This is a genomic window from Streptomyces sp. C1-1, assembly GCF_050214755.1.
Classification (GTDB): domain Bacteria; phylum Actinomycetota; class Actinomycetes; order Streptomycetales; family Streptomycetaceae; genus Streptomyces.
On record NZ_CP189826.1, the window covers coordinates 7,234,593 to 7,260,354 of the forward strand.

At 71.8% G+C, this 25,762-nt stretch carries 23 protein-coding genes; 9 read left to right on the top strand and 14 right to left on the bottom strand.

Going from position 1 to position 25,762, the window contains the following annotated elements:
- Positions 1-134: 134 nt before the first annotated feature.
- A complete protein-coding gene (locus ACQF4J_RS32805) occupies positions 135-1,673 on the bottom strand; it encodes a leucyl aminopeptidase (RefSeq protein WP_351578008.1) in 1,539 nt (512 codons plus the stop codon).
- A 294-nt stretch (positions 1,674-1,967) separates the two neighbouring features.
- On the opposite strand from ACQF4J_RS32805, the gene ACQF4J_RS32810 reads away from it, so the two are divergent.
- Positions 1,968-2,753, top strand: a complete 786-nt coding sequence (locus ACQF4J_RS32810; RefSeq protein WP_427167483.1) for an endo alpha-1,4 polygalactosaminidase — start codon at positions 1,968-1,970, stop codon at positions 2,751-2,753.
- On the opposite strand, the gene ACQF4J_RS32815 is transcribed toward ACQF4J_RS32810, so the two are convergent.
- Positions 2,713-3,318, bottom strand: coding sequence for an RDD family protein (locus ACQF4J_RS32815; RefSeq protein ID WP_351578015.1), 606 nt, complete (start codon positions 3,316-3,318; stop codon positions 2,713-2,715). The two genes, ACQF4J_RS32810 and ACQF4J_RS32815, sit on opposite strands and share 41 nt — an antisense overlap.
- Positions 3,319-3,364: 46 nt before the next feature.
- On the bottom strand, positions 3,365-4,150 hold the full coding sequence (locus ACQF4J_RS32820; protein WP_351578018.1) for an adenosylcobinamide-GDP ribazoletransferase: 786 nt from the start codon (positions 4,148-4,150) through the stop codon (positions 3,365-3,367).
- 60 nt (positions 4,151-4,210) lie between these two features.
- Here ACQF4J_RS32820 and ACQF4J_RS32825 point away from each other — a divergent pair, with 60 nt between their 5' ends.
- Complete coding sequence (locus ACQF4J_RS32825) at positions 4,211-4,966, top strand: hypothetical protein (RefSeq protein WP_351578021.1); 756 nt, start codon at positions 4,211-4,213, stop codon at positions 4,964-4,966.
- Positions 4,967-4,987: 21 nt separating this feature from the next.
- Here ACQF4J_RS32825 and ACQF4J_RS32830 read toward each other — a convergent pair whose 3' ends face one another.
- The 3 genes from ACQF4J_RS32830 to cobT all read right to left on the bottom strand — a co-directional run bounded on the left by ACQF4J_RS32830 (position 4,988) and on the right by cobT (position 8,720).
- On the bottom strand, positions 4,988-5,740 hold the full coding sequence (locus tag ACQF4J_RS32830) for a hypothetical protein (RefSeq protein WP_351800037.1): 753 nt from the start codon (positions 5,738-5,740) through the stop codon (positions 4,988-4,990).
- A gap of 33 nt (positions 5,741-5,773) precedes the next feature.
- Positions 5,774-7,510 (bottom strand): phosphatidylglycerol lysyltransferase domain-containing protein, encoded by a 1,737-nt coding sequence (locus tag ACQF4J_RS32835; protein ID WP_427167484.1) that lies wholly within the window; start codon positions 7,508-7,510, stop codon positions 5,774-5,776.
- Positions 7,511-7,628: 118 nt separating this feature from the next.
- Positions 7,629-8,720 carry a nicotinate-nucleotide--dimethylbenzimidazole phosphoribosyltransferase gene (gene cobT / locus ACQF4J_RS32840; RefSeq protein ID WP_427167485.1) on the bottom strand — a complete coding sequence of 364 codons (1,092 nt, stop codon included), beginning with the start codon at positions 8,718-8,720 and terminating at the stop codon, positions 7,629-7,631.
- 218 nt (positions 8,721-8,938) lie between these two features.
- Between cobT and ACQF4J_RS32845 the strand changes: the two genes are divergently transcribed.
- The gene (locus ACQF4J_RS32845) at positions 8,939-9,463 is read left to right on the top strand and encodes a methyltransferase domain-containing protein (protein ID WP_351800040.1); all 525 of its coding nucleotides are present in this window, start codon (positions 8,939-8,941) and stop codon (positions 9,461-9,463) included.
- A 70-nt stretch (positions 9,464-9,533) separates the two neighbouring features.
- On the opposite strand, the gene ACQF4J_RS32850 is transcribed toward ACQF4J_RS32845, so the two are convergent.
- Positions 9,534-10,736 carry a bifunctional adenosylcobinamide kinase/adenosylcobinamide-phosphate guanylyltransferase gene (locus ACQF4J_RS32850; protein ID WP_351578041.1) on the bottom strand — a complete coding sequence of 401 codons (1,203 nt, stop codon included), beginning with the start codon at positions 10,734-10,736 and terminating at the stop codon, positions 9,534-9,536.
- Between the two features lie 113 nt (positions 10,737-10,849).
- On the opposite strand from ACQF4J_RS32850, the gene ACQF4J_RS32855 reads away from it, so the two are divergent.
- On the top strand, positions 10,850-11,062 hold the full coding sequence (locus ACQF4J_RS32855; protein WP_142151467.1) for a hypothetical protein: 213 nt from the start codon (positions 10,850-10,852) through the stop codon (positions 11,060-11,062).
- 52 nt (positions 11,063-11,114) lie between these two features.
- Here ACQF4J_RS32855 and ACQF4J_RS32860 read toward each other — a convergent pair whose 3' ends face one another.
- From ACQF4J_RS32860 to ACQF4J_RS32870, 3 genes are all read right to left on the bottom strand, one after another.
- Positions 11,115-12,173: a S1C family serine protease gene (locus tag ACQF4J_RS32860; protein ID WP_427167487.1), complete on the bottom strand. Its 1,059-nt coding sequence runs from the start codon at positions 12,171-12,173 to the stop codon at positions 11,115-11,117.
- Positions 12,174-12,229: 56 nt separating this feature from the next.
- Positions 12,230-12,931: a class I SAM-dependent methyltransferase gene (locus ACQF4J_RS32865; protein WP_351578047.1), complete on the bottom strand. Its 702-nt coding sequence runs from the start codon at positions 12,929-12,931 to the stop codon at positions 12,230-12,232.
- An 83-nt stretch (positions 12,932-13,014) separates the two neighbouring features.
- Positions 13,015-13,686, bottom strand: a complete 672-nt coding sequence (locus ACQF4J_RS32870; RefSeq protein WP_351578050.1) for a DUF3043 domain-containing protein — start codon at positions 13,684-13,686, stop codon at positions 13,015-13,017.
- A gap of 191 nt (positions 13,687-13,877) precedes the next feature.
- Here ACQF4J_RS32870 and ACQF4J_RS32875 point away from each other — a divergent pair, with 191 nt between their 5' ends.
- The 4 genes from ACQF4J_RS32875 (at position 13,878) to ACQF4J_RS32890 (ending at position 17,048) form a co-directional block, all read left to right on the top strand.
- A complete protein-coding gene (locus tag ACQF4J_RS32875) occupies positions 13,878-14,669 on the top strand; it encodes a PspA/IM30 family protein (protein ID WP_351578052.1) in 792 nt (263 codons plus the stop codon).
- Between the two features lie 31 nt (positions 14,670-14,700).
- Positions 14,701-14,979 (top strand): PspA-associated protein PspAA, encoded by a 279-nt coding sequence (pspAA, locus tag ACQF4J_RS32880; RefSeq protein ID WP_351578102.1) that lies wholly within the window; start codon positions 14,701-14,703, stop codon positions 14,977-14,979.
- A gap of 168 nt (positions 14,980-15,147) precedes the next feature.
- Entirely contained in the window at positions 15,148-16,368 is a 1,221-nt protein-coding gene (locus ACQF4J_RS32885; protein ID WP_351578055.1) for a sensor histidine kinase, read from the top strand.
- Positions 16,365-17,048, top strand: a complete 684-nt coding sequence (locus tag ACQF4J_RS32890; protein WP_351578058.1) for a response regulator transcription factor — start codon at positions 16,365-16,367, stop codon at positions 17,046-17,048. The genes ACQF4J_RS32885 and ACQF4J_RS32890 overlap by 4 nt, the downstream gene beginning before the upstream one ends.
- Positions 17,049-17,066: 18 nt before the next feature.
- Here the strand turns inward: ACQF4J_RS32890 and ACQF4J_RS32895 are convergent, their stop codons facing one another.
- From ACQF4J_RS32895 to ACQF4J_RS32910, 4 genes are read right to left on the bottom strand one after another with little or no spacing between them, the layout of a single operon-like run.
- Positions 17,067-17,516 (bottom strand): hypothetical protein, encoded by a 450-nt coding sequence (locus ACQF4J_RS32895; RefSeq protein WP_351578066.1) that lies wholly within the window; start codon positions 17,514-17,516, stop codon positions 17,067-17,069.
- Positions 17,517-17,530: 14 nt separating this feature from the next.
- Complete coding sequence (locus ACQF4J_RS32900) at positions 17,531-22,288, bottom strand: putative T7SS-secreted protein (RefSeq protein ID WP_351578069.1); 4,758 nt, start codon at positions 22,286-22,288, stop codon at positions 17,531-17,533.
- A complete protein-coding gene (locus tag ACQF4J_RS32905) occupies positions 22,288-22,896 on the bottom strand; it encodes a hypothetical protein (RefSeq protein WP_427167488.1) in 609 nt (202 codons plus the stop codon). The genes ACQF4J_RS32900 and ACQF4J_RS32905 overlap by 1 nt, the downstream gene beginning before the upstream one ends.
- Entirely contained in the window at positions 22,893-23,285 is a 393-nt protein-coding gene (locus tag ACQF4J_RS32910) for an SseB family protein (RefSeq protein ID WP_351578075.1), read from the bottom strand. The genes ACQF4J_RS32905 and ACQF4J_RS32910 overlap by 4 nt, the downstream gene beginning before the upstream one ends.
- Before the next feature lie 180 nt (positions 23,286-23,465).
- Between ACQF4J_RS32910 and ACQF4J_RS32915 the strand changes: the two genes are divergently transcribed.
- Entirely contained in the window at positions 23,466-25,748 is a 2,283-nt protein-coding gene (locus ACQF4J_RS32915) for a serine/threonine-protein kinase (protein WP_351800053.1), read from the top strand.
- Positions 25,749-25,762 lie beyond the last annotated feature (14 nt).

Here is a 25,762-nt window from a genome sequence, read left to right on the forward strand (position 1 = left end):
GCCCATCTTCGCACTTGTCGGAGGTGAACGAGACGCCGGGCCGGTGTGTGAGACGTCCCACGTTCGTTTGAGCGCCCGTGGGAAAGGGGGCTCCGCCCTACCCGCGCGCGGAGCCCCCTTCCCTCACAGTGACATCAGCCCAGGTCGCCGGAGGCCGTCAGCTCCGCGAGCCGGACCAGGGTGCGCACCGCCGTGCCCGTGCCGCCCTTCGGCGTGTACCCGAACGGGCCGCCCTCGTTGAAGGCCGGGCCCGCGATGTCCAGGTGGGCCCAGGTGATGCCCTCGCCGATGAACTCGCGCAGGAACAGACCGGCGACCAGGCCGCCGCCCATCCGCTCGCCCATGTTGGCGATGTCGGCGGTGGGGGAGTCCATGCCCTTGCGCAGGTGCTCCGGCAGCGGCATCGGCCACGCCGGCTCGCCGACCTCCTCGGCGGCCTCGTGCACCGCCGTGCGGAAGGCGTCGTCGTTGGCCATGATCCCGAAGGTCCGGCTGCCCAGCGCCAGCACCATCGCGCCGGTGAGGGTCGCGACGTCCACGATGGCGTCCGGCTTCTCCTGCGAGGCCGCCCACAGCGCGTCGGCGAGGACCAGGCGGCCCTCGGCGTCGGTGTTGAGGACCTCCACCGTCTTGCCGCTGAACATGCGCAGCACGTCACCGGGGCGGGTGGCGGAACCCGAGGGCATGTTCTCCGCCAGCGCCAGCCAGCCGGTGACGTTCACCTCGAGGCCCAGACGTGCGGCGGCGACCACGGCGGCGAAGACCGCCGCCGCACCGCTCATGTCGCACTTCATCGTCTCGTTGTGACCGGCCGGCTTCAGCGAGATGCCGCCCGAGTCGTAGGTGATGCCCTTGCCGACGAGCGCCAGGTGCTTCTTCGCCTTGGAGGAGGTGTACGACAGCTTCACCAGCCGCGGCCCCGCGGCGGAGCCCGCGCCGACGCCGAGGATGCCGCCGTAGCCGCCCTTCTCCAGCGCCTTCACGTCGAGCACCTGCACCTTGATGCCGTGCTCCTTGGCCGCGGCCTGCGCGATCGCGGCGAACGCCTCGGGGTTGAGGTCGTTCGGCGGGGTGTTGATGAGGTCCCGGGCGCGGTTGAGCTCCTCGGAGACGGCGACGGCGCGGGCGAGCGCCGCCTTGTGCGCGGCGTCCCGCGGCTTGCCGCCGAGCAGCGTGGCCTCGGCGAGCGGCGCCTTGCCGTTCTTGTCCTTGGCGGCCTTGCCGTTCTCCTTGTAGGAGTCGAAGGAGTACGCGCCCAGCAGCACGCCCTCGCCGATCGCGCCCAGGTCGGAGGCGTCCCCGACCGGCAGCGCGAAGGCGGCCTTCTTGGTGCCGGCCAGCGCGCGGGCGGCGGCGCCGGCGGCCTTGCGCAGGGCCTCCCCGTCGTAGCCGGAGTCCTTCTCGGGCTCGGTGCCCAGGCCGACCGCCACGACCAGTGGGGCCTTGAAGCCCGACGGGGCGGGCAGCTTCGTCACCTCGCCCTCGGCGCCGGAGGCACCGAGGGTTTCCAGGACGCCGGCGAGCCTGCCGTCGTAGGCCTTGTCCACGGCCTCGGCGCCGGGGGCGACGACGAGGTCCCCGGACCTGGACACAGCGCCCTTGGCGACACCGACGACGATCGCGTCGGCCCGCAGGCCGGGCGCCGCGGCGGTGCTGAGAGTGAGAGCAGTCACGGTGGTGAAATCTCGCTTCCGATGTGAAGTTCCAGTGGCCGATACGTGTGGGTCGACCGGGCCCGACAGCCGACCCTAAATGCGGCGGCAGGGTGCGGTTTCCGCGGGGCCTTCCCCGGTGCGTCGAACACTGCGGACGAGCCTACGCGCGTGGCGCGGGTTCGCTCATGCCCGTGCGCATTCACCTGTGGGTCGCGCCGGGGTCATTTCCCCGTTCCGGCACCCGGTCGCCCCCGCCGTGCCCGTGGTGTTCATCCTTGGGGAGACGCCGTCCCCCACCCTGGAGCCAGTCCGTTGAGACGCCCGATCCTCCTGCTCGCCCTGCTCCTGCTGTCGGTGGGCTGCGCCACCCACTCCGACTCCGACTCCCCGGCGTCCGCCCCGCGTTGGCGGCCGCACCCCGGGGTGGCCTGGCAGTGGCAGCTCAGCGGCCGGATCGACACCTCCGTCGACGTCCCGGTCTACGACATCGACGGCTTCGACCAGTCCCGGGCCACGGTCGCCGCCCTGCACCGCAAGGGCCGCAAGGTCATCTGCTACCTGTCCACCGGTGCCTGGGAGGACTGGCGGCCCGACGCGAAGAAGTTCCCCCGCTCGGTGATCGGCAGGGGCAACGGCTGGAAGGGCGAGCGCTGGCTGGACATCCGCCGCACGGACGTACTGGCGCCGCTCATGGCGGCCCGCCTCGACATGTGCCGCGACAAGGGCTTCGACGCGGTGGAGCCGGACAACATGGACGGCTACCGCAACACCACCGGCTTCCACCTCACCGCCGCCGACCAGCTCCGCTACAACCGGCTGCTCGCGAAGCTGGCCCACGACCGGGGCATGGCGGTCGGGTTGAAGAACGACCTGGACCAGATCCCGCTGCTGGTGAAGGACTTCGACTTCGCGGTCGACGAACAGTGCGCCCAGTACGGCGAGTGCGCGGCCCTCAAACCCTTCATCGAGGCGGACAAGGCCGTCTTCCACGTGGAGTACGAACTGCCGACCAGCCGCTTCTGCGCGCAGTCCCGCCGCCTGAAGCTGAGTTCGATGCTCAAGAAGTACGAACTGGGACCGTGGCGGCGGGCGTGCTGATCCCGAACCCGGTCACCGTCGTGCCGGCCACGCGGTCGGCGAAGGAGCGGCGCGTGGGGGCGAGCACGGGAAGGGCGTTGAGGAGGAAGACGAGGACCGCGAGCGCCCACACCGTCACCGACGCCACGAAGTACCCCTCGACCAGCAGCACGCAGGCCACGGCGTAGATCGCGATGTCCGCCGCCGTGGTGACGGCGGCGCGCACCGCCGCCCGGCGCGCGGCGACCGGAGCGATCCGCAGCCCGAGCAGCCCCTTGCCGACGGTCCGGCCGGCGAAGGCGAGGCAGCCCCACTGGTAGAGGAAGGTCGCCACGATCAGCGCCCCGAAGGCCTCCTCCACGTCGAGAACCGCCTGGTTCCACAGCGAAAGGCCCAGGTGCTCCGAGGCGCCGACGACGTCGCCGCGCGAGGTCAGCAGATCGAGGCCGCCGTGGGTGGCCAGGTCGGGCACGTCGGTCACGAGCGCGGTCAGACGGTGGAAGGTGAGCACCGCCAGCCCGGTCGCCAGCGCCAGCACCAGCGAGAAGTCGATGAACCAGGCCACGGCACGACGAAGCTTCGGCACGAACGCCCCCCGATCACGATCACTTGTCCGTGTACGGCGGAAGAGACTACTGCCCCAGCGACAGCACCAGCAGCGACACCGTTGCCGCCGTCTCGGCCAGGCCCCCGAACACATCGCCGGTCACCCCGCCGAAACGGCGCGTGCAGTGCCGCAGGAGGAGTTCGGCGACGGCGAGCGCGGCGAGCACCGCGACCGCCGTGCGCACCGCGTCGTACGTCCCGAGCAGTGCCCCCGCGGCGGCCGCCGCCACGGTCACGACGGCCGCCGCGGCCACCGCGCCCCGCACCGGCACCACGCCCGCGACCGCCGCCCCCAGCCCCTCCGGACGCGCGGCCGGCACCCCGGCCCGCGCCGCCAGGGTGAGCGCCAGCCGGGCCGCGGCCGCCGAGACGACGGCGGCCAGCGCACCCCGCCCCCACGAGCCGCCGTACGCCTGGGCCAGCGCGGCCACCTGGGCGAACAGCACGAAGATGAGGGTGACGACCCCGAACGGCCCGATGTCCGACCGCTTCATGATGCGCAGCGCGTCCTCGGCGGGCTTCCCGCTGCCCAGGCCGTCCGCGGTGTCCGCGAGACCGTCGAGATGCAGCCCCCGGGTCAGTACGGCGGGTACGGCGGCGGAGGCGACGGCGGCGAGCAGGGCCCCCGCGCCGAGCGCCAGCAGCAGGAGGCCGGCCAGGGCGGCGCAGCCGCCGACGACCAGGCCGGCCACCGGGGCGCACAGCATGCCGGCGCGGGCCGCCTCCCGGTCCCAGCGCGTCACCTTCACCGGGAGCACGGTGAGGGTGCCGAAGGCGAAGCGGAGGCCGTCGAGGGGTGGGGTCTTGGACACCGGCGCAGGTTACCCGGCGGTCGGGAGAGCGACCGAGGCACCTGCGAATAAAGTGCGCGTATGGGACATTGGTTGCAGCGCAACATCATCGAGCCGGGCAAACTGCCGCTGCTTCTCGCGCTCACCGCGTTCGTGCTGACGTTCCTGGTCACCCGGCTCATCACCCGCCTCATCCGGGCGGGCAAGGGGCCCTTCGGCAACGTCAAGGCGGGCGGGATGCACATCCACCACGTCGTTCCCGGGGTCGTGCTCACGATCATCGGCGGCTTCGGGGCGGTCGCCAGCGACCGGCACGGGTTCGGGACGGCCGTCTGCGCGGTGCTCTTCGGCGTCGGCGCCGGGCTGGTCCTGGACGAGTTCGCGCTGATCCTGCACCTCGACGACGTCTACTGGAGCGAGGAGGGCCGCAAGAGCGTCGAGGTCGTGGCCCTCACGGCGGCCCTGGTCGGACTGGTCCTCGCCGGCTTCTCGCCGTTCGGGGTCAACGACATGAGCCAGCAGGAACTGCACGACCGCGGCGGCGTCATCTCGACCGTCGCCGTCAACTTCCTGTTCGCGCTGGCCGTCCTCAGCAAGGGCAAGGCCCGCATGGCGATCTTCAGCGTGATCGTGCCGCTCATCGGCCTGATCGGCCTCGTCCGCCTGGCCCGCCCCGGCTCCCCCTGGGCCCGCCGCTTCTACCGGCGCCGCCCCAAGGCGCGGGCCAGAGCCACCCTGCGCGCCTACCGCCACGACCGCCGCTGGGCGGGCCCCCGCCGCAGATTCCAGGACCTGATCGGCGGAAAGCCCGACGTCCAGGCACTGCCGCCGCACTGATGCCACCGCACCCCTCCGGCGTCAGCGCCTGACGCGAGCCATCACCCCGACGGGCGCCGACCGGTGCGGGCCGGAAGCGGGCAGGGGACCACCCGGCCGGCCCAGGAGCGCCCGCGACCGCCGGCGACGGCGGTGCCGCAGGCGCGAGACGACGATCGGCACGACCACCGCCACGATCGCCGCGAGATGCTCCTTGCCCGCGAGGTTGCCCTTGAGCATCACCTCCACCGCCATCGCCGCGGCCACCGCACCGGCCGTGCGGCGGGCGCCGTGGCGCCAGCCGACGTACACGGCGAGGCCGACCACGGCCGCCGAGGGACCGGTGTCCACGACACGGGCGTCCGAGGCGGGCAGGCCCAGCAGACTGTCGAAGCCCAGCCGGATGCCCACGCGCGCGTACAGCGTCCCGGCGAGGGTCGCGGCGTACGCGATGACGAGGGTGCGCGGACGGCCGAGGCAGATCTCCGCGATGCCGAACACGAAGAGGACCTGGACCAGGGCGCCCCACACGGGCAGGTCCAGCGCCGGCACGAACAGCGACAGCGGAGTGCGCAGCAGCGCAGGCCAGAGCGGATCCTCGGCCCGCACGCCCCCGAGGTACTGCACCGGCCCATAGCCCCAGGACTGGTTCTGCACGATCTGCACGACCGCCGTCAGCATGACCGCCCCGAGGGTCATCGGGATCGCCCGCAGACGCCGCCCGACCAGCGCCTCGCGCACGGTGACGTACAGGAGCCCCCATTCGGCACGGGCCCAGCGGGCGAGCCTGTTCATCCGGATGGTCCTCATCTGTGCGCTTTCCGGTGCTTATCTATGTGTTTCCAGATGCTTACGATGCATCCACTTCGGCAGCCCCGGCGCCTCCAGGAAGCCCTCGGCCCGCGCCGAGGCGATGCCGATGCGGGGCAGGTCCGCGCTCTTCTCGAACAGCAGGAAGCGCGGCTCCCAGATCGGCCGGTACTTGGCGTTCGCGCGGTACAGCGACTCGATCTGCCACCAGCGCGAGAAGAAGCTGAGCAGCGACCGCCACAGCCGCAGCACCGGCCCGGCGCCCAGCCGCGCACCGCGTTCGAAGACCGAGCGGAACATCGCGAAGTTCAGCGAGACCTGGGTGACCCCGATCTCCCCGGCGCGGCGCAGGAGTTCGAGGACCATGAACTCCATCAGCCCGTTGTCGGAGTCCCGGTCGCGCCGCATGAGGTCGAGGGAGAGCCCGTGCGGCCCCCACGGCACGAAGGAGAGCAGGGCCCGCAGCTCTCCGTCGCCGTCGGTGCACTCGAGCATCACGCACTGCCCGTCCTCGGGGTCCCCGAGCCGCCCCAGCGCCATGCTGAACCCGCGCTCGGTCGCCCCGTCACGCCAGTCGTCGGCCCGCTTCAGCAGGTACGTCATCTCGTCGGCCGGAATGTCCTCGTGCCGCCGGACACGGACGCCGTAGCCGGCCCGCTTCACCCGGTTGTAGGCCTGCCGCACGGTCCGCATGGCCCGCCCCTCCAGGGTGAAGTCGGCGACCTCGACCAGGGCCTCGTCCCCGAGCTCCAGCGCGTCGAGACCGTGCCGCGCGTACACGCACCCGGCCTCCTCGCTCGCGCCCATCACGGCCGGGATCCACCCGTGCGCGCGTGCCTCGGCGAGCCAGGGCTCGATGGCGCCGGGCCATGCCTCGGGATCGCCGATCGGATCGCCGGAGGCCAGCGAGACGCCGCCCACCACCCGGTAGGCCACGGCCGCCTTCCCGCTCGGCGACCAGACCACGCTCTTCTCCCGGCGCAGTGCGAAGTACCCGAGCGAGTCGCGCTCACCGTGCCTGTCGAGCAGTTCCCGCAGCCGCTTCTCGTCGTCCTCGGTGAGCGGGTCGACGGCGCGCCGGGAGCGGAAGGCGGCGTAGAGCACGGCGAGGACGAGGACCGTGCTGAGCACGTTGATGGCGACGTTCACCCAGTTCGGGACGTCGACGCCGGGGAAGCGGGACTCGTCCACGGCGACGGAGATCAGCCGGAAGGTGCCGTAGTGCCAGCGCTCCAGGAACGTCGAACGCGCCGCGTCCGGTGCCTGGTTGGTGACCGTCACCAGCAGTCCGGCGAGCAGGGAGGCGACCAGGGTGCCGCCGACGGCCACGGCGACGGCGAGCCTCGGGTTCGACCGGTCGCCCTTGGCGTAGAACTCCTTGCGCCCCACCAGCAGTGCGGCCACGAAGGCGGCGGTCAGGCCCAGGGAGATCCAGTTCTGGGCGTACTGGCGGATCTCCGCGAAGGTCAGGGCGAACGAGAACAGCGCCAGGAACGGCCCGGCCAGCGCCAGGTTGAGGATCCACGCGGCCCGCTTGCGGCGCCGCATGGTGATGGCGAGGAACGCCGTGAAGACACCGGAGGCGAAGCCGGCGGTCAGCAGGTACGGCGTGAAGAAGTTCTCCTGGTTGTGCCGCCGCACGTCCTGCCCCAGGGAGACCCACACGGCACTGAGGAAGTTGACGAACGCGACGGCCCGCAGGTACCAGACGGCGAAAGCGGCGGCCCGCCGCGAGGCAATTCGGGCATCTCCCATGGATGAGGATCATATGGGCGATGCCCGCCACAATCGTCCAACCTTGGTCTGCGACGGCACAACTTTCGACTGCTCTCGAACCCACTTCCGACGAAGTGCCACTCCGTACGCGCAGCCCCTACTCCGCCTTCTCCTCCGCCTTCTCCTCCGCCGTCTCCAGAACCTCTGGCCTCTCCGGCAGTTCCGCGGCCAGCGCCGCCGCGGCCTGGACCAGGGGCAGCGCGAGCAGCGCGCCCGCTCCCTCGCCCACCGTCACCCCGTGCGACAGCAGCGGCTCCAGCGCCATCCGGTCCAGCGCCTTCGCCTGCCCCGGCTCCCCGCTGTCGTGCGCGGCCAGCCACCAGTCCGGCGCCCGGAACGCGACCCGCTGCGCCACCAGTGCGCACGCGGCCACCACGACCCCGTCCAGGATCACCGGCAGCTTGCGCACCGCGCTCTGCAGCAGGAACCCGGTGATCGCGGCGAGGTCGGCCCCGCCCACCGTCGCCAGCAGCTGCAACTGGTCCCCGAGCACCGGCCGGGCCCGCCGCAGCGCGTCCCGGATCGCGGCGCACTTGCGCATCCACGCCAGGTCGTCGATCGCCTCGCCGCCCCGCCCGGTCACCACCGAGGCGTCGGTCCCGCACAGCGCCGCGACCAGCACGCCCGCCGCCGTGGTCCCGCCGACGCTCACATCGCCGAGCACCACCAGGTCCGTACCGGAGTCCGCCTCCTCGTCGGCCACCGCGACCCCCGCCCGGAAGGCCGCCTCGGCCTCCTCCAGGGTCAGCGCGTCCTCGATGTCGATACGTCCGCTGCCCCGCCGCACCCGGTGCCTGACCACCTCGTCGGGAAGGGACTCGGGGTCGCAGTCCAGCGCCATGTCGACGATCCGCACCGGCACGCCGAGCCGCCGGGCCAGCACCGACACCGGCCGGCCGCCCTCCAGGACGTCCCGCACCAGCCGATCGGCACCGCCCGCCGGCCGCGCCGAGACGCCCAGCTCGGCGATCCCGTGGTCACCGGCGAAGAGCACCACCCGCGGCTGTTCGATCGGCCGCACCGGCACCGCCGACTGCGCCGCGGACAGCCACTCACCCAGGTCGTCGAGACGGCCCAGCGACCCGGGCGGCACGATCTGACGCTCCCGGCGCGCCTCGGCGTCGCGGCGCACCCCGCCGTCGGGGCGCTCGATCAGATCGGTGAAGTCGTCGAGATTAAGCGAGCTCATTCGCCGAACAGTACCGGCACCGGTCGAACAGGGCGCCGCCACATGGCCACCACGAGCCCCCGGCGTCGTTGCCCCCCGGACCGGTATCCCCTACGTTCCCTGTTGTGTCCCTTTTGTGGGCAATTGCCGATCGGGGAATGCCGATCGGGGAATGCCGATCGGGGAATGCCGCACGGGAAATGCCGCAGGGGAAATGCCGCACGTCTTCGGGAGCCGCCGTGAACCGCCTCCGTACCCGCGTCAGCGACCTCGACCGACAACGACGCCATCGCTCGACGGCCCGCGCCGTCTTCCGCCTGCACCCCGAACCGGAGAGCTGGCTGGACATCGGGACCGGCGAGGCGCACTTCCCCGACACCGCGCGGGAGCTGTTCCCGTACACCGCCTTCGACGGTGTCGACCCCGACCCCCGCGTCCTGTGGGCCCGCGCGGTCGAGCGTCTGGAGGAGGCGCACGTCGGAGCCCTGACGGACCCTCATGTCGCGGCGCCCCTGCGCGCCCGCTACGACGTCGTCACCCTGCTCCGCGCCCCGGACTCCCGCGAGGAACTCCACGCGGCCCTCACGGTCCTGCGCCCGGCGGGCCTGCTCCTCCTGGAGATCCCGCACCCGCAGAGCGACGTGGTGCGCGCCGAACTGGAGTCACACGGCTGCGACATCGTCGCGACGACCCGGCTGGTCCTGGACCGCTTCGCCACCAACGCCCACCGCCTGATCGCCCGCGGCCCTTCCGGGAGACCCTGAACACCGGCCCCAAGGGGCGCGGGGGACCGCGGGGACCAGCTCCCACCGGCCCGCACCCGGAACCCGGTCCTCACCCCCGCAGCACCACGGCCTGCCCGGCCACCACCAGCACCACCTGCTCGCACTCACCCGCGAACGCCGCGTTGAGCCGCCCGAGTTCGTCCCGGTACCGCCTCCCCGACGCGGTGGCGGGCACGATGCCGGACCCCACCTCGTTGGACACGGCGACCACCGTCCGCCGCGCCCCCCGCACCGCCTCCACCAACTCCCGCACCCGCTCCCGCAGATCCCGCTCACCGGCGTCCGCCCACACCGCGTCGTCCCACGCCCCGACGGAGTCCATGGCGTCCGTCAGCCACAGCGACAGACAGTCGATCAGCAACGGCGGCCCGTCCTCGGTCAGCAGCGGCACCAGGTCGCACGTCTCCGCCGTACGCCACGAACCCGGCCGCCGCTCCCGGTGCGCGGCGACCCGGGACGCCCACTCGGTGTCCCCGCCGCGCGCCCCGCCCGTCGCCACGTACAGCACGTCGGGGAAGGCCTCCAGCCGTCGCTCGGCCTCCACCGACTTGCCCGAGCGCGCCCCGCCCAGCACCAGCGTCCGCCGCGGCACGTCGGGCACGTCCTCGTACACCCCCACCGTCAGCGTCGCCCCGTCCGGCACGGCCCGTGCCCCCGCCGTCGCGAGCCGCCGCCCCAACTCGGCGCCGGGGGGCACGTCGTGGTCGAGGTGCACGGCGACGACGTCCGTGGTCGGACCGACGGCGCCGACCGCGCGCAGCCTGGCCAGCGCGTCGGGCCGGCCCACGACATCGGCGAGCACCATGTCGTACGACTCCGCCGTCCCGTTCTCCAGCCCGGCCGGCGACCCCCCGGGCGGCAGGTACAGCAGCCGCTGCCCCTGTGGTCCGGTCACCGCGTACCCGGTCCCCGGCGCGTCCAGCGCCACCGCCCGCACCCCGTGCCCGGTCGGCAGCGTCGACTCCTGCCCGTCCGGCACCCGCCCCGGCTGCGGCAGGCCCGCCGGCACCTCCACGGGCGGCCCGTCGTGCGGATGCGACAGCAGCACCTGCCGCACCCCGCCGAGCGAATGCCCGGCCCGCGCGGCGGCGAACGCGGCACCGGGCGTCAGGTCGAGCAGCAGGGTGCCGTCCACCAGCACGGCGGTGGCCGCCCGCGCGTCGTCGCCGAGGGCCACCGCGCAGGCGGCACAAGGGCAGTTCGGGCGGGGGAGTCCCGCGGGGGCGCCGGTACCGAGCAAAGTCACTTCCACAGAAGTGATTTTCGCGTGTCTGCGCAGGTGCTGCCCGTCCGACTAGGCTTCTGGCTGGAGCCGGACCAAGATCCGGCTTCCGCTTTGCAGGTGATCGGAGACGGGAGGCGTACATGGTGGCATGGACGTGGCGGTTCGAGAAGGCCGACGGCGGGGAGGTCCAGCCCGCGGTGCAGCCCGAGGAGTTCACCACGCAGGGAGACGCCGAGTCCTGGATCGGGGAGCACTGGAAGGCGCTCCTGGAGGGCGGCGCGGACCAGGTCCGGCTGTTCGAGGACTCCACGGAGATCTACGGCCCGATGAGCCTGCACTCCGCGGAGGCCTAGGTCTCCGCGGGCAGGGGGCGGCCCGCTCGTGGTCGACGGCCGTCCCCTGCCGTCACTGTTCGCCCAGGGTGACGTCGGCCTTCGTCGCGCTTCCGTTCCGGGTGAACGTCACCGACGTCCTGTCCCCCGGGTTCTGTGCCGCCAGCGCCTCGGTCAGGGACGCGATCGTGGTGATGTCCGTGTCACCGAGCCCGGTGATGACGTCCCCCGGCTCGATCCCGGCCTTGTCGGCCGCCCCACCGCTCTTCACGTCGACCACGGCGACCCCGGCGGGCTGAAGACTGTCGTTGACGACCGTCCGGCCCGTGATGCCGAGCGCGGCCCGGCCCGAGTTGGTGACCTTGCCGCTCTTGATGATCTGGTCGGCGACCGTCCTCACCATCGAGGCGGGGATGGCGAACCCGATGCCGGGCGCCGCGCTGTTGCCGAAGCTCGGGTCGACCGCGGCCAGTGTCGGGATGCCGATGACCTTGCTGTTCAGGTCGACCAGGGCGCCGCCGCTGTTGCCGGGGTTGATGGCCGCGGACGTCTGCACCATGTTGGCGATCGTGGCGCCCGAGCCGCTGCCCTCGCTGACGGTCCGCCCGGTCGCCGAGACGATGCCCTGCGTCACGCTGGACGACAGCCCGAGCGGCGAGCCCATGGCCAGCGTGATCTGCCCGACCTGCACCTTCGAGGAGTCCCCGAACTCCGCCGCCTGCAGCCCGCTGGGCACCTCGTCCAGCTTGATGACGGCGAGATCCTGCTCCGGGTACGCGTACACCAGCCGCGCGCTCAGAGTGTCCTGGCTGTGGGCGGTGGTCACCTTGAACGTCTTCCCGTCGCCGACCACGTGCGCGTTGGTGACGATGTGCCCCTTGTCGTCGTACACGACCCCCGACCCCAGATCGCCTGCGGCCTGGATCTGCACCACCGACGGCAGCACGTCCTTGATCACCCGCTGGTAGTCGCTCTGCAGATCACTGCCCGACTTCTGTACGACGGCCTGCGCGGCCTGCGTACTCGACGCCTCGCGCGCCCCGGACGAACCTCCGCCGGAGCACCCGCCGACCAGAACCAGAACGGCGAGGGGGCCGAGCAGACGAAGGGCACGGGCACGGGTGGTCTCCACGCCCCGAGTCTCTCCACGGGGTGAACGTCCGGTTTGCCCTGCACACCCGAACGGGTTCAGTCACGCACTCCGCACAGATGCAGCAACGCGGCCACCCGGCGGTAGGGGTCCGTCCGTCCGGCCCGCTCCTCCACAGCCAGCAGCGTCTCCACGTCGGCCGACGGTTCCGCGTCGTCCGCCGCCGTGTCGGTGAACACCCGCACCCCGTACCAGGTGTGCAGCGGGGCCCCGATGCCGGCCAGCGTCGCGGTCAGGGTCTCCAGCCGGTCGGCCCGCACGTCGAGCCCCAGCCGGTTGCGGTACGCCACGGTGTCGAAGGCGGCCAGCGCCCCGCCCCAGTCGCCGTACAGCCCGGGCCGCATCGCCAGCGCGTCGCCGTTGCGCACGAGCAGCGACAGCAGCCCGCCGTGGGCCAGCATCCGCGCCACCCCCGCGAGCAGCGCGTCCGGCTCCTCCACGTACATGAGCACGCCGTGGCACAGCACCACGTCGAAGCTGCCCGGCAGGAAGTGCACCCCGGTGTCCCGGCCGTCGCCCTCGATGATCCGCACCCGCTCCCGGATGCCCTCCGGCTCGGCGGCCAGGGCCGCACGGGCGGCCGCGACCATCGTGGGGTCCTGTTCCAGACCCGTCACCTGGTGCCCGGCCCGGGCCAGCCGCAGCGCCTGGGTGCCCTGGCCCATCCCGACGTCGAGCACCCGCAGCCGCTGCCCGACCGGGAACCGCCCGGCTATCTGCTCGTCGAGCTGCCGGGCCACCAGCTCCTGTCGTACGACGTCACGCAGCCCGCCCAGTCTGCTGAGCCAGGCATCGGCCGCACCCCCGGTGAACGCCTCCGTGGTCAGGGCCGCGCTCCGCGCTTGACCTGCGGCTTGGGCAGCCGGAGCCGGCGCATCTGCAGGGAGCGCATGAGGCCGTAGGCGAGGGCACCCTTGCGGTTGTGGTCCGGGAACCGCTCGCCGAGCGCCTTGCGCAGCCGGATGCCGCTGACGAAGGAGTCGAGCACGATGAGCACGATCACGACCAGCCACAGCAGCAGCGCGATGTTCTGCAGCGAGGCCACCCGCACCACGCTCAGCACCAGGATCACCACGGCCATGGGCAGGAAGAACTCCGCCACGTTGAACCGGGAGTCGATCCAGTCGCGCGCGAACTTGCGGACCGGGCCCTTGTCACGGGCCGGCAGGTACCGCTCGTCACCGCCGGCCAGCGCCTGACGCTGCCGCTCCAGCGCGGCACGGCGGTCCTCGCGCTGGCGCTTGGCCGCGTCCTTGCGGGACGTCGAGGTGTTGGCCACGCTGCGGCGCTGGGACTGGGCCTCACTGCGCTTGGGCGTGGGGCGGCCCTTGGGGGCCTGCGGATCACGGGTCTGCTTGGAGTCGGTCAAGCCCGCCCTGTCGGCGGGGGCCTTCTCTTCCTTGGCACGGCTACGGAACACAAAACCCAAGGGTACGGGGTGCCCGGGGTTGGACCCCAGCCCCGCGGGGAACGATCCGGCAACACCAGTCGTCATGTAAGGGACAGAGGGGGCAGTTTCCCCAGGGGGACACCTACTCCCTACGCCGGAGCGGGAGGGGAAGCAGTCGTCCTTGGGGATGAGCGCATCCGTCCCCGAACAGTGCGTCAATGGATGCAGGGCCCGTACTGTGGGTTCTGTCGCAGAGCTGGAGCTGGAAGTCCGTCAGAAGGGGGCGCGCGAAGCCCATGAGCGGTGTCATGAAGCGTATGGGGATGATCTTCCGCGCGAAGGCGAACAAGGCCCTTGACCGGGCCGAGGACCCGCGCGAGACCCTCGATTACTCGTACCAGAAGCAGCTGGAGCTGCTCCAGAAGGTCCGCCGTGGCGTCGCCGACGTGGCGACCTCCCGCAAGCGCCTCGAGCTCCAGCTGAACCAGCTGCAGCAGCAGTCGTCCAAGCTGGAGGACCAGGGCCGCAAGGCGCTCGCGCTGGGCCGCGAGGACCTGGCCCGCGAGGCCCTGTCCCGCAAGTCCGCGCTCCAGCAGCAGGTGACGGACCTGGAGACGCAGCACGCGACGCTTCAGGGCGAGGAGGAGAAGCTCACTCTGGCGGCCCAGCGGCTGCAGGCCAAGGTCGACGCCTTCCGTACGAAGAAGGAGACCATCAAGGCCACCTACACCGCCGCCCAGGCCCAGACCCGCATCGGCGAGGCCTTCTCCGGCATCTCGGAGGAGATGGGCGACGTCGGCCTGGCGATCCAGCGCGCCGAGGACAAGACGGCACAGCTCCAGGCCCGCGCCGGCGCCATCGACGAACTCCTCGCCTCCGGCGCCCTGGACGACCCCACGGGCATGCACAAGGACGACATCACCGCCGAGCTGGACCGGATCTCCGGTGGTACGGATGTAGAGCTGGAACTGCAGCGCATGAAGGCCGAGCTCGCCGGAGGTTCGCCCCAGCAGGCCATCGAGGGCGGCACGGGCCAGTCGCAGTCCCAGCAGCAGCCGCAGGACACCCCGCGCTTCGACAAGCAGTAGGGGCCACATCCAGGAGGCCTACATGGGCGACATGGTCGTACGGATCATGGGGGAGGGCCAGGTGAGGCTGGCGGACAGCCATCTCACCGAGCTCAACAAACTGGACGACGAGCTCCTGCGGGAAATGGAGAACGGCGACGGCCCGGGCTTCCGCGCCACCCTGCAGGCCCTGCTGTCCAAGGTCAGGGAACTGGGCACCCCGCTGCCCGACGACTCCCTGGAACCCTCCGAACTGATCCTCCCTTCCCCGGACGCGACGCTGGAGGAAGTACGGGAACTGCTGAGCGACGACGGACTGATCCCGGGCTGAAGCTCCCCCTCGAGCGCCGGGCGACCGTGTTCAGCCCGTCCGGCGTTCGAGGACGAGGCCCGCAAGGGCCGAAGCGGGGGTCTGGGGGCTGCAAGCCCCCAGAGACGGTCACCCCAGGGACCCGCACCTGACGTTCCGGCCAGGACAACCCACCCGTACTGTTCAAGCGTGGGCACCCTGGAACGAACCCGATGCCGGCTCGCGGCGCACCCCCTCGCGCTGGACGCGGCCCTCGCGGCCGGCGTACTGGCCTGCATGGTCGTCGGCTCCTTCGTCGACCCGCGCGGCGACAACGGCGTCAGCTGGGGCGTGCGCACCCCCGACCCGCTCGCCCTGGTCCTGATGACCCTCGGGGCCCTCGCCCTGGTCTTCCGCCGCCGCGCCCCCAGAACGGTCCTCGCCCTCACGGGCGCCGTCTCCGCGATCGAGTGCGTCGTCGGCGACCCCCGCGCCCCCGTCGCCATGTCCGCGGTCATCGCCCTCTACACCGTCGCCTCCACCACGGACCGCCCCACCACCTGGCGCCTGGGCCTGCTCACCATGACCGTCCTGACCGGCGCCGCGATGCTCGGCGGCCCCCTGCCCTGGTACGCCCAGGAGAACCTGGCGATCTTCGCCTGGACCGGCATCGGCGCGACCGCCGGTGACGCCGTACGCAGCCGCAGAGCCGTCGTCCAGGCCATCCGCGACCGCGCCGAGCGGGCCGAACGCACCCGTGAGGAGGAGGCCCGCCGCCGGGTCGCCGAGGAACGCCTCCGTATCGCCCGCGACCTGCACGACGTCGTCGCCCACCACATCGCCCTGGTCAACGTCCAGGCGGGCGTCGCCGCGCACGTCATGGACAAGCGACCCGACCAGGCCAAGGAGGCGCTGGCCCACGTCCGCGAGGCGAGCCGCTCCGCGCTCAACGAACTGCGCGCCACCGTCGGTCTGCTGCGGCAGTCCGGCGACCCCGAGGCCCCCACCGAACCGGCCCCGGGCCTCGACCGCCTCGACGAACTCGTCGGCACCTTCCGCAGCGCGGGGCTGCACGTCGAGGTCGCCCGCGCCGACAACGGCACGGCCCTCCCCGCGGCCGTCGACCTCGCCGCCTACCGAGTCATCCAGGAAGCCCTCACCAACGTCCGCAAGCACGCGGGGGGTGAGGCGAAGGCCGAGGTCAGCGTCGTCCGCGTGGGCCCGAACATCGAGATCACGGTCCTCGACAACGGCAGCGGAGAGGACCAGGACCCCTCCGACGGCGGCGGCCACGGACTGCTCGGCATGCGCGAACGCGTCACCGCCCTGCGCGGCACCCTCACCACCGGCCCCCGCTACGGCGGCGGATTCCGCGTCCATGCGATCCTGCCGGTCAAGACCCGTACCGCCACCACCGGGGGAAGTGCATGACGATCCGTGTCCTGCTCGCCGACGACCAGGCCCTGCTGCGCAGCGCCTTCCGGGTGCTCGTCGACTCCGAGCCCGACATGGAGGTCGTCGGCGAGGCGTCCGACGGCGCGGAGGCGGTGCGGCTGGCGAAGGAGCGGCGGGCCGACGTCGTCCTCATGGACATCCGCATGCCGGGCACGGACGGCCTCGCCGCCACCCGAATGATCAGCACCGACGCTTCCCTCGCTCACGTCCGCATCGTCATCCTCACCACCTTCGAGGTCGACGACTACGTCGTGCAGTCGCTGCGCGCCGGCGCCTCAGGCTTCCTCGGCAAGGGCAGCGAACCCGAGGAGCTGCTCGCCGCCATCCGCGTCGCGGCGGGCGGCGAGGCGCTGCTCTCCCCGGCCGCCACCAAGGGCCTGATCGCCCGCTTCCTCGCCCAGGGCGAACCGGGCGACGACGACCGCGACCCGGCTCGCGCCGAACGCCTCGAGGCCCTCACCGTCCGCGAACGCGAGGTCCTCGTCCAGGTCGCCGGCGGCCACTCCAACGACGAGATCGCCGAACGCCTCGAGGTCAGCCCCCTCACCGTCAAAACCCACGTCAACCGAGCCATGTCCAAACTCGGCGCCCGCGACCGCGCCCAACTGGTGGTGATCGCCTACGAAACGGGCCTGGTGCGGCCGAGGGTGGACTGAGTGAAATTCTGGTCGCTTTCAGCGGTCAAAATCATGCACGACCACCCAGTAGTCGTCCTCCTCGACTGAAATGGCACACAGATGGCGGCCGTCGAGTGAAATGGCTACGAACTCGCGGGAGCCTGTCACGGAGGCGATCCGGGACGGAAGTCTGTTTCCCTCGACGAGGTCTCTCACCTGCACCCAGCCGATCTTGCTTCCACCTGATATCGGCGGAAGAATGAGAAACTCGTTCGTCTCGCTGTAGAGCGAAACCTGCGAGGCGAGACGATGCCATTCGGAGTCCAGCTCGTCGATTGCCCTGGGTGATGCGATCGGGATGGCCGATTCAGGTTCGACCTCGAATCCCGTTACGGCATAGATCGCGGTTTGCACCGGTGTCACGTTCCGTGATGCGTCGCCTTGAATCACCTGAAGGCCGCAGCGTTCCAACGTGTGGTGCCACTCTGGGCGGCCTGAATTCTCCATCTCGCAAATCCTGTTCAGCGTCCATAGAAAAGGTGGTGATCGCCGCCGTCTTTATTTATCTTGGCGTACCGCTCCATGTGCTCAGGGTAACCCAACTTGCCGTCGGCGCGTCTCGTCGGTGAGTTGTCCCAGCCGAAGTTGACGAAGTTCCTGGTGTCGTCGATCTTCGGTTTCCCGGCATGAAAATGTGGTCCCGCTGGATCGTGTGTGTGTTCTACCACGACGCGCGAACCATTTTCTGTCTCGAATTGCCGGAAGTTACCCCAATGGGCTGGTTCTGATGAGTATGTGAACCCGTGTGAATACTTCAAGGTCTCGTCGCCGGTGACGGTCCACTGGGCAATGGGCTCTTCGTCGTAAGGGACACCTGCGAGATCGAATGCCGCTCTCTCCGCGTCCTCCCGACGTTCGAAGGGGTTCCCTCTCTCCCCCTTCGGGACGCAAGGGGTCAGCCCGAGCGGGTCGATCGAGGTGTGAGGGTTCTGGACGTACGAGACCGGATTGGGTCCGGGAATGAGCCCAAGAGGGTCGGGGGCGGTGTAGCGGGCTGTTTCTGGGTCGTAGTGGCGGAAGTAGTTGTAGTGGAGGCCCGTTTCGGAGTCGGCGTACTGGCCTGGGAAGCGCAGCGGTGTGGCGGTGTTGTTCCAGGTCGTGGTGCCCCAGAGGGTGGTCCGGGCGTGCCCGGCGATCGTGCCGGCCTCGTCGACGAGTTCGGTGGGGGTGCCGATCAGGTCGGTGACGATGGCGTAGAAGCGGGCGTCGATCTCCTCCCGGGACGCGTCCGGCAGGAGTCTGCGTTCGGTCTGGGCCAGGGGGCGCAGGCCGTCGTGGTCCCAGGTGAGCGTCACGGCGGGCTCGGTGGAGCCCGGGACGTGGGTGACCTGTTCGCACAGGGTTGTGCCGTCCCACGTGAAGTCCACCTGCTCCAGGACCGTCTCGCCGTCCGCGGCCAGGCGCTGTTTGGCCGTGCGGCGGCCCAGGGGGTCGTAGCGGTAGCGCCAGGTCGTGCCGTCCGGCGTGACCACCGAGGTGAGGCGGTCCTCGGCGTCCCACGTGTAGCGCCAGGTGTCCGGCTTGCGGGACAGACGGGTCTTCTGGCGCAGCGTGACGCGGCCCGCGGCGTCGTGCTCGTAACGGACCTTGCCCGCGCGGGTGATGCGCGTGCCCGTGTAGGCGCGCTCCCCGGTGGCCTCCTGGCCCGGCATGGAGTCCGGCCACCTCGCGTGGGTCTGGTTGCCCGCGACGTCGTAGGCGTAGGACTCCGTCCAGCCGGCCGCCCGGACCGCCGTGACCCGGCCGGCCGCGTCCAGGGCGAAACGGCGGCTGCCGTTCAGGTCGTCGTCGACGCCGATCAGGTTGCCGTCGGCCCGGTAGCTGTAGACGCGGTGCTGGAGGCGCCGGTCGGCGGGGCCGGTGAGTTCCTGTTTCGTCAGGCGGCCCAGCGGGTCGAAGGTGTTCTCCAGCGTGGCCAGTTCGCCCATGTGCCGGGTCAGTTCGCGGCCGGCCGCGTCATGGGTGAAGGCCAGCGTGTGGCCCGCGGTGGTCAGCGCCGTGCGGTTGCCGGCCGCGTCGTACGTCCAGGTGCTCGTCGCCCCCGTGGGCGTCGTCCGGCTCGTGCGGCGGCCCAGACCGTCGTAGGTGTGGGTGAGGGTGCGGCCGTCGACCGTCTCGGACATCAGGCGGCCCGTCGCGTCCCGTCGAAGTTCCAGGACGGCATCGGGGTTGGCCGCGCGAGCCAGACCCCCCGCCGTGTCGTACGCGTACGTCGTGACCGCGCCCGCCGCGTCCTTGCGCACCACGCGCCCCAGCACGTCCCGCTCGAAGCGGACGACCTCGCCGGAAGCCGTCGTGGTGGCGGTCAACTGGCCCGCCGCGTCATGGTCGTACGAGACCGCACGGTCGTCGAAGTCCGTCTCCGTGACCAGGCGTCCGGCCGTGTCGTAGCCGTAACTCCACGTCAGGCCCTGCGGGTTGGTGACCTTCGTCAGGCGCAGTTCCGTGTCGTGGTCGAACTCGTACCGCACGCCGTCCGGGCCGGTGCGGGCCGACATCAGGTCGAAGTGCGTGTACTCGTACCGGGTGACCCCGCCCGCCGCGTCGGTGTGGCTCGTGCAGTTGCCCTCGCCGTCGTACGTCCACGACTCCGTCGTACCGTCCGGGGCGGTACGACGGGACAGCCGGCCCTCCACCGTCCACTCCAGGCGGGTGACGGCTCCGAGCGGGTCGGTGATCGTCGTGGGGCGGCCGAAAGCGTCCCGTTCCCAGCGGGTGACCGCACCCAGCGGGTCCGTGACCTCCAGCGGCAGGCCGGCGGCGTTGCAGCGGACCGTGGTCGTCGCGCCCAGCGCGTCCGTGATGGCCGCCAGGTTGCCGAGGGCGTCGTATGCGAAGCGGGTCGTCGCGCCGGAGGTGTCCGTCACCGCGGTGCGGTTGCCGAACTCGTCGAACTGCCTGCTGGTGTACGTCCCGTCGGCACCGCGCACCGAGACGGGCAGGCCCCGGTCGTCGTAGCCGACGCTGATGTAACCGCCGTCCGGGCGTACGGCCATCACGACGCGCCCGGCCTCGTCGTAGGCGTGGCTCACCGTCCGGCCCAGCGGGTCCGTCTCGGTCAGCGGGCGGTCGTGCCGGTCGTACGTGGTGCGGGTGACGGCGCCGTCCGCGGCCGTCACGGCCACCACCCGCAGATCGCCGTCGACCTGGTAACGCGTGATGTGATCCAGGGAGTCGGTCGCCGAGACGGTCCGGTGACCGGTGTCCGGATCGGGGTCGCCGTAGGCGAAGGTGTTGCGCAGGTGCCCCGCCTCGCCCGACTGGGAGACGCAGCGGTCCTGGTCGTCGTAGACGTACGCGTACGAAGAGTCGTTGGTGTCCTTCCAGGCGGTGATCCGGCCCGCGGGGTCGTTCGTGAACCGGGTCGGGATTCCGCACGAGTTCGTGACCGTGGCGAGGTGGCCGTGATCGTCGTAGCCGAAGCGGACCAGTTCGATGTCCCGGTCCGCGTCCGCCAGGTGCAGGGCGGTGATGCGATCGCCGGTGTGTTCGATACCGAGGCGGTAGCCGGCCGAGTGGACGATCGCCGTGGGGGCGGCCTCGTCGTCGTACTCGAAGGCGAGCCACTGGCCCGAGCGGTCGGAGATCTGGGCCAGGAGCGCGATGCCGTTGCCGTCGCCGCCCGGTGCGGCGAAGAACCAAGTGCGGCCCGACGCCGGGTCGGTGATGGTGTAGTCGCCCCACGTGTCGATCGTCAGCGGGTGGCTTTCGCCGGCCACGGGCAGGACCGGAACACCTGGAGCCGGATGCGGGTAGGCAAGGAGCGAGCCGTCCTCGCGGACGAAGACGACGCCCTCGGCGTCGATCTCCAGTCGCTGGTCGGCCGTCGAGGCCCACGCCGGGCCGAACCAGCGGCCCGCCCGGTACGACGACTCGAACTGCCGTGAGAAGACCAGAGGCAGCTTGGCGGGGAGCGTCACGTCCGTCTGCGGCAGCGACACACGGCCGGTTGCCATGTCGACGGGATCGCCGCCGAACACCTTGCACTTGATGCTCCGGGCGGTGTCCGCGAGCCGTTCGCTCACGCTCCGCCGTGCCGTCGCCGTCATGGCGTCCCTGGCGGCCGCCCTGCTGCTCGCCCCGATCGCGCCCCTCTCCAGCCCGCCGGCCCCCTTGCCGCCGACCAGGTTGGATATCAGATACCCGCCCGCGTCGGCCGGATCGCTGCTCCAGCCGCTGCCCAGGATCGCCTTCGGCAGGCGCTCGGGATGGGCGGCGGTGCCCACCAGCCCGGCCAGCAGCATGTTGCTGTTCGCCATGAACTGGGCCGGGTGGGTGAGGTTGTAGGGGTCCATGGGGTTGACCGAGCGGGCCAGCTTCACCGCGTCCACGCCACCCCTGACGAGACCGCCCATGCCGTGCAGCATGTTCAGCTCGGTAGCTGCCAGGGCGTCTTTCGCGTCGGCTCCCACCCGGTCGGTGAACTCCGGCTTCGCCGGGGCCTTTTCCAGCGCTGCCGCGATCAGTCGTTGGGCGTCACGGGCCGCGTCGGTGCGCTGACGGCGGGCCTCGGCCAGGATGCTCTCGGCCGTCTCGCGACCGGCCGCTCCGGTGTCGACGAACTTGCCCGGCTCGGTCGGCCTCTGCCCGGGGTCCTGCCCGTTCAATGCCTTCGCGTTGTACTGCTCGGCTGCCTGGTTGTACGCCCTGACCTCGGAGTTGTACGCGTCCGCCGCCTGTTTGCTGAGTCGCTGCGCATCCCGCCAGGCGTCGATCGCCAGCCGCGCCTGCCCCTGAGCCCAGCGCACGGTGCTCGCATACGCCTCCAGCGCCCGCGCCGCCGAGTCGCAGGCGTCGGCCGCCGTCAGCCACTGCTTGGGGTGCGGCTCGAACTTCGCGCGGAACGCGTCGGCGGCCTCGCCCTGCCAACTGCCGGCGTCCAGCGACCGCAGCCCCTGGCCGACGTTCTCGAACGCCCGGGAGAATCTCCCCAGGTGCCGGGCCCGGTCCTCCAACGCATCGGGACTGCCGTGGACCAGCTCCTTCGGGTCCTCGGTCTCGCCCAGGCGCCGCTCGGCGACCTCGCCGCCCAGCCGGTTGTCCACGCCCTCGCCGAAGTCGCGTACGCCCTCGGCCATTCCGTCCGCGCCGACCGCCGACAGGCCGTCCGCCGCCTTGTCCGCACCCCAGTCGACGGCCTCGCCGACACCCCGCTTCACACTGCCGGCGGCGCTCTCCAGGCCGTCCCCGAGATCGTCGACGAAACCCCCGATGCCCATCAGCCCTCACCTTCGCCGGACTCGGCGTCCGCAGCCGGCGTCCCGCCCCACTGCCATTCGGTCCGCGGGTCGAACGGCGCGTCCGGCGTCACCGTCGAGGTGTCCAGGTCCTTCGCGGTCTGCGCCCAGGCCGCCGCCACTTCCCGGTCGCCCTCGACGAAGGACCCCGGGCTGTCGTCCGCGTTCGCGGTCTGCGAGTAGCTGTTGTCCTCGAACGTCTCCGACCAGGAACGCTGTTCGGCCTGCTCGGCGGTCAGGTTCGGGTTGCCCGCCGCAGCCGTCCAGACGTTCTTCAAGGTGCCGGAGACGTACTGCTCCTGGTCGTGGTAGAGGCCCGCCGACAGGCCCAGACCCTCCGCGAACTCGTTGGCGTCCTGCATCAGTGAACGCAGACCCCAGCCCCACCGCTCGCAGAAGTCCGCGAACACCTGCCGCAGGCTGCCGTCCCCCACTTCCAGACCGCTCAGCTCAAGGTCACCGAAGCCGCGCCCGAGGTTCGCCTCGACGTCGAAGCCCTGCGTCTTCAGTTCGTCCATCGCCTGGTCGATGCCCTTGGTGATCCGCCGCAGAGCTTCGGGATCGACCTGGTAGCCGCCGCCGTCGCTCACCGCGTCACCCCCGCCGCGTCCACGGCGGCCTCGTCCGGAACGACCCCTCTCACCGGGGGCAGCACCATCCCGGTCGGACTTCCCGCGTCCACCGCGATCCCGGCCGGCCCGCCCAACCGCGGGATGACCTGATCCAGCAACCGCGCCCCGTACACCGGCACCCGCTCGGGCACCGCCTCACCGCGCGCCCGGGCGAAGCGCTCCAGGGCCGCGTCGTCCGTGAACGCGAACAGCCAGCGGATGCCGCCGGCCTCGACCGACAGCACCGAGTCGTCCACGACCGGTACCAGCACCTCGCTGCGCCGGAACTCTCCGACCGCCGCACGTGGATCGCCCTGCTGGTTCGCCGTCAGGTCCGTCAACCGCAGCCGCAGGGCATCGGCTCCCACGTCAGCCTCCGTCGTCCAGGTGATCGGTCATGTCATCGGTAGTCATATGAATGATCGATTCTGATAGTGGTGCGGTTCCAGGAGGCGCCCGGTCTCCGCGTTTCGGCCAAGGGACGGTTCCTTCGACCCTTTCCGTATCCTGTGACCTCGAACTGCTCTTCGGGGGAGAGGAACGGGGCGGTGACACTGCGCGAGGGCGATCCCGGGACGTTGGGTGAGTACCGGATCGTCGACCGGCTCGGGGCCGGTGGCATGGGCGTCGTCTACCGGGCGAGATCCCGGTCCGGACGCGAGGTCGCCGTCAAGGTGGTGCACGCCCAGTACGCCGCGGACCCGGTGTTCCGCGCCCGCTTCCGGCAGGAGATCGCGGCCGTCCGCAAGGTCAGCGGAGCCTTCACCGCACCGGTCGTGGACGCCGACCCGGAGGCCGAACTGCCCTGGATGGCCACCCAGTACGTGCCCGGGCGCTCGCTCGCCGACCACCTGCGGACGCACGGTCCGATGGTGGGCGCGGAGCTGCGGAATCTGGTCCTCGGACTGGTGGAGGCGCTGCGCGACATCCACCGCACCGGGGTCGTGCACCGCGATCTGAAACCGGCCAACGTCCTGATGGCCGAGGACGGCCCCCGGGTCATCGACTTCGGCATCTCGCGCGCGGCGGAGAACCAGACGCTGACCGAGACCGGGCACATGATGGGCACCCCGCCCTTCATGTCTCCCGAACAGCTCTCGGACGCCCGCTCGGTGGGACCCCCGTCTGACGTCTTCTCGCTCGGCTCCCTGGTGGTGTTCGCCGCCACCGGCCGCGGCCCCTTCGACACCGACAGCCCCTATCTGACGGCGTACCGCGTGATGAGCGAGGAACCGGCGCTGGACGCCGTGTCCCCGCCGCTGCGCGAGGTCGTCTCCCGCTGTCTGGCCAAGGAGCCGGGCGCCCGCCCCGGACTGGACGAGCTCTCCCACGCCTTCACCACCGCCCTGCCGGACGTGGCGCCGGGCGAGCTGCCCACGGTGCCCCATCGGCGGCCGGATCCGCAGCCGACGCTTCCGCCGGCCGGCGGCCCCGCCGCCGACCCCGTCGAGGAAGCCGACGAGGAGCCCAGGCCGGCCGCGGCGCAGGCCGCTCCGCGCGCTCCGCGTACCGGCAGACGGCGGCTGACGGTGCTGGTCGCGGCGGCCGGCGTGCTGGCGGTGGCGCTCACGGCCTACCTGCTGGGGCCGCTCAAGGGGAGTGCCGGCACGGTCGAGGAGGGGGCCTCGCCCAGTCCCTCCGCCACCCGCTGGGCCGCTTACCCGGCCGGATGGCGGCCGTGGCGGACGACGGTGTACGCGCCCGCCGACCAGGGGGTGAAGAAGAGCCGGGCGCCGGAGACCGGCGGCTTCGGCTCCGGGCCGAACCCGGTGTGCGTGCCGGGCGGCGGATCTTTCTACTGCGCGGGGGAAAACGCCCTGCCGATGCGTGTGGACGCCGCGACCGGCCGGACCCTCTGGCGGGCCGCCGCCCGGCCCGAGAACACCCCGCTCGACCGCTACGGGGCCCACGTCCTCGGCGTGCGCGACGGCGTGCTGCTCGTGCGGGAGACCATCGGGAACGCCGCCGGCGACGACGACACGACCACCGTCTCCGCCCTCGCCGTCGACAGCGGCAGGCGGCTGTGGTCCCGGCAGGTCCAGAACCAGTACGTCGAGACGGCAGTCGTCGGCGGCCTGGTCCTCACCCCGGACGGCTCCGCCGTCACCGCCCGCTCCCCGCGTGACGGCGCCGCACGGTGGAGCATCACGCTGCCCGCCGGCTACAACTGCACGTTCGTCCTCGACGGCGACCGCCCCTTCGCGGACTGCGCCGACTACCACACCCCGTCCGGCGCGCGGCGGCTGCTGTTCGCCCTCGATCCCGCCGACGGTGGGCTACGACGGCTGGGGTCCGCGCCCTCGGTCGCCGCGACCTACGCCGGGATGCTGGACGGACGCCTGGTGTTCCTCGAACGGCGCAGCACCGATCCGAACGCGGAGGACAACGCCTTCGTCCGAGCGGTGCTGATCGACCCCGCAGGCGGCCGGGCCCGCACCGTCAAGCTGTCCCAGCGGCAGGACGGGCACGTCGGTCTGGTGCAGGGCGTGTTGTGCTTCGTCACTTCCAACGGCCGGCTGACGGCCGTCTCGCCGCTGACCGGCAAGCCCCTGTGGAGCACCGCGACGACGCTGGAGCAGCCGGGCCCGCCGACCACCGACGGGCGCCGCAGCCTGTTCGTGGCCAGCGCGAGCGGACGGGTAGCCGCCCTGGACGCCCGCGCGGGCACGCTGCTGTGGGAGTCGTACCCGCGCGCGGGCCGCGTGGACAGTGTGAGCGGCTCGCTCGCGGACCCGGTCGCGCACAGGGGCACTCTGCTGGTGCCGACCCCCGACGGCACCCTCTTCACCCTCGACCCCGCGCACCCCGAGCGGAAACCCGCCTCGGGGTGACACGAAAGGCACTG

What these genes read in the sequence shown, in the direction of transcription:
- ACQF4J_RS32825 (WP_351578021.1), top strand. Translation starts at nt 4,211, where the DNA reads ATGGGACATTGGTTGCAGCGCAACATCATCGAGCCGGGCAAACTGCCG.
- ACQF4J_RS32830 (WP_351800037.1), bottom strand. Translation starts at nt 5,740, where the DNA reads ATGAACAGGCTCGCCCGCTGGGCCCGTGCCGAATGGGGGCTCCTGTAC.
- ACQF4J_RS32835 (WP_427167484.1), bottom strand. Translation starts at nt 7,510, where the DNA reads ATGGGAGATGCCCGAATTGCCTCGCGGCGGGCCGCCGCTTTCGCCGTC.
- cobT (WP_427167485.1), bottom strand. Translation starts at nt 8,720, where the DNA reads ATGAGCTCGCTTAATCTCGACGACTTCACCGATCTGATCGAGCGCCCC.
- ACQF4J_RS32855 (WP_142151467.1), top strand. Translation starts at nt 10,850, where the DNA reads ATGGTGGCATGGACGTGGCGGTTCGAGAAGGCCGACGGCGGGGAGGTC.
- ACQF4J_RS32870 (WP_351578050.1), bottom strand. Translation starts at nt 13,686, where the DNA reads ATGACGACTGGTGTTGCCGGATCGTTCCCCGCGGGGCTGGGGTCCAAC.
- ACQF4J_RS32875 (WP_351578052.1), top strand. Translation starts at nt 13,878, where the DNA reads ATGAGCGGTGTCATGAAGCGTATGGGGATGATCTTCCGCGCGAAGGCG.
- pspAA (WP_351578102.1), top strand. Translation starts at nt 14,701, where the DNA reads ATGGTCGTACGGATCATGGGGGAGGGCCAGGTGAGGCTGGCGGACAGC.
- ACQF4J_RS32890 (WP_351578058.1), top strand. Translation starts at nt 16,365, where the DNA reads ATGACGATCCGTGTCCTGCTCGCCGACGACCAGGCCCTGCTGCGCAGC.
- ACQF4J_RS32895 (WP_351578066.1), bottom strand. Translation starts at nt 17,516, where the DNA reads ATGGAGAATTCAGGCCGCCCAGAGTGGCACCACACGTTGGAACGCTGC.
- ACQF4J_RS32900 (WP_351578069.1), bottom strand. Translation starts at nt 22,288, where the DNA reads ATGGGCATCGGGGGTTTCGTCGACGATCTCGGGGACGGCCTGGAGAGC.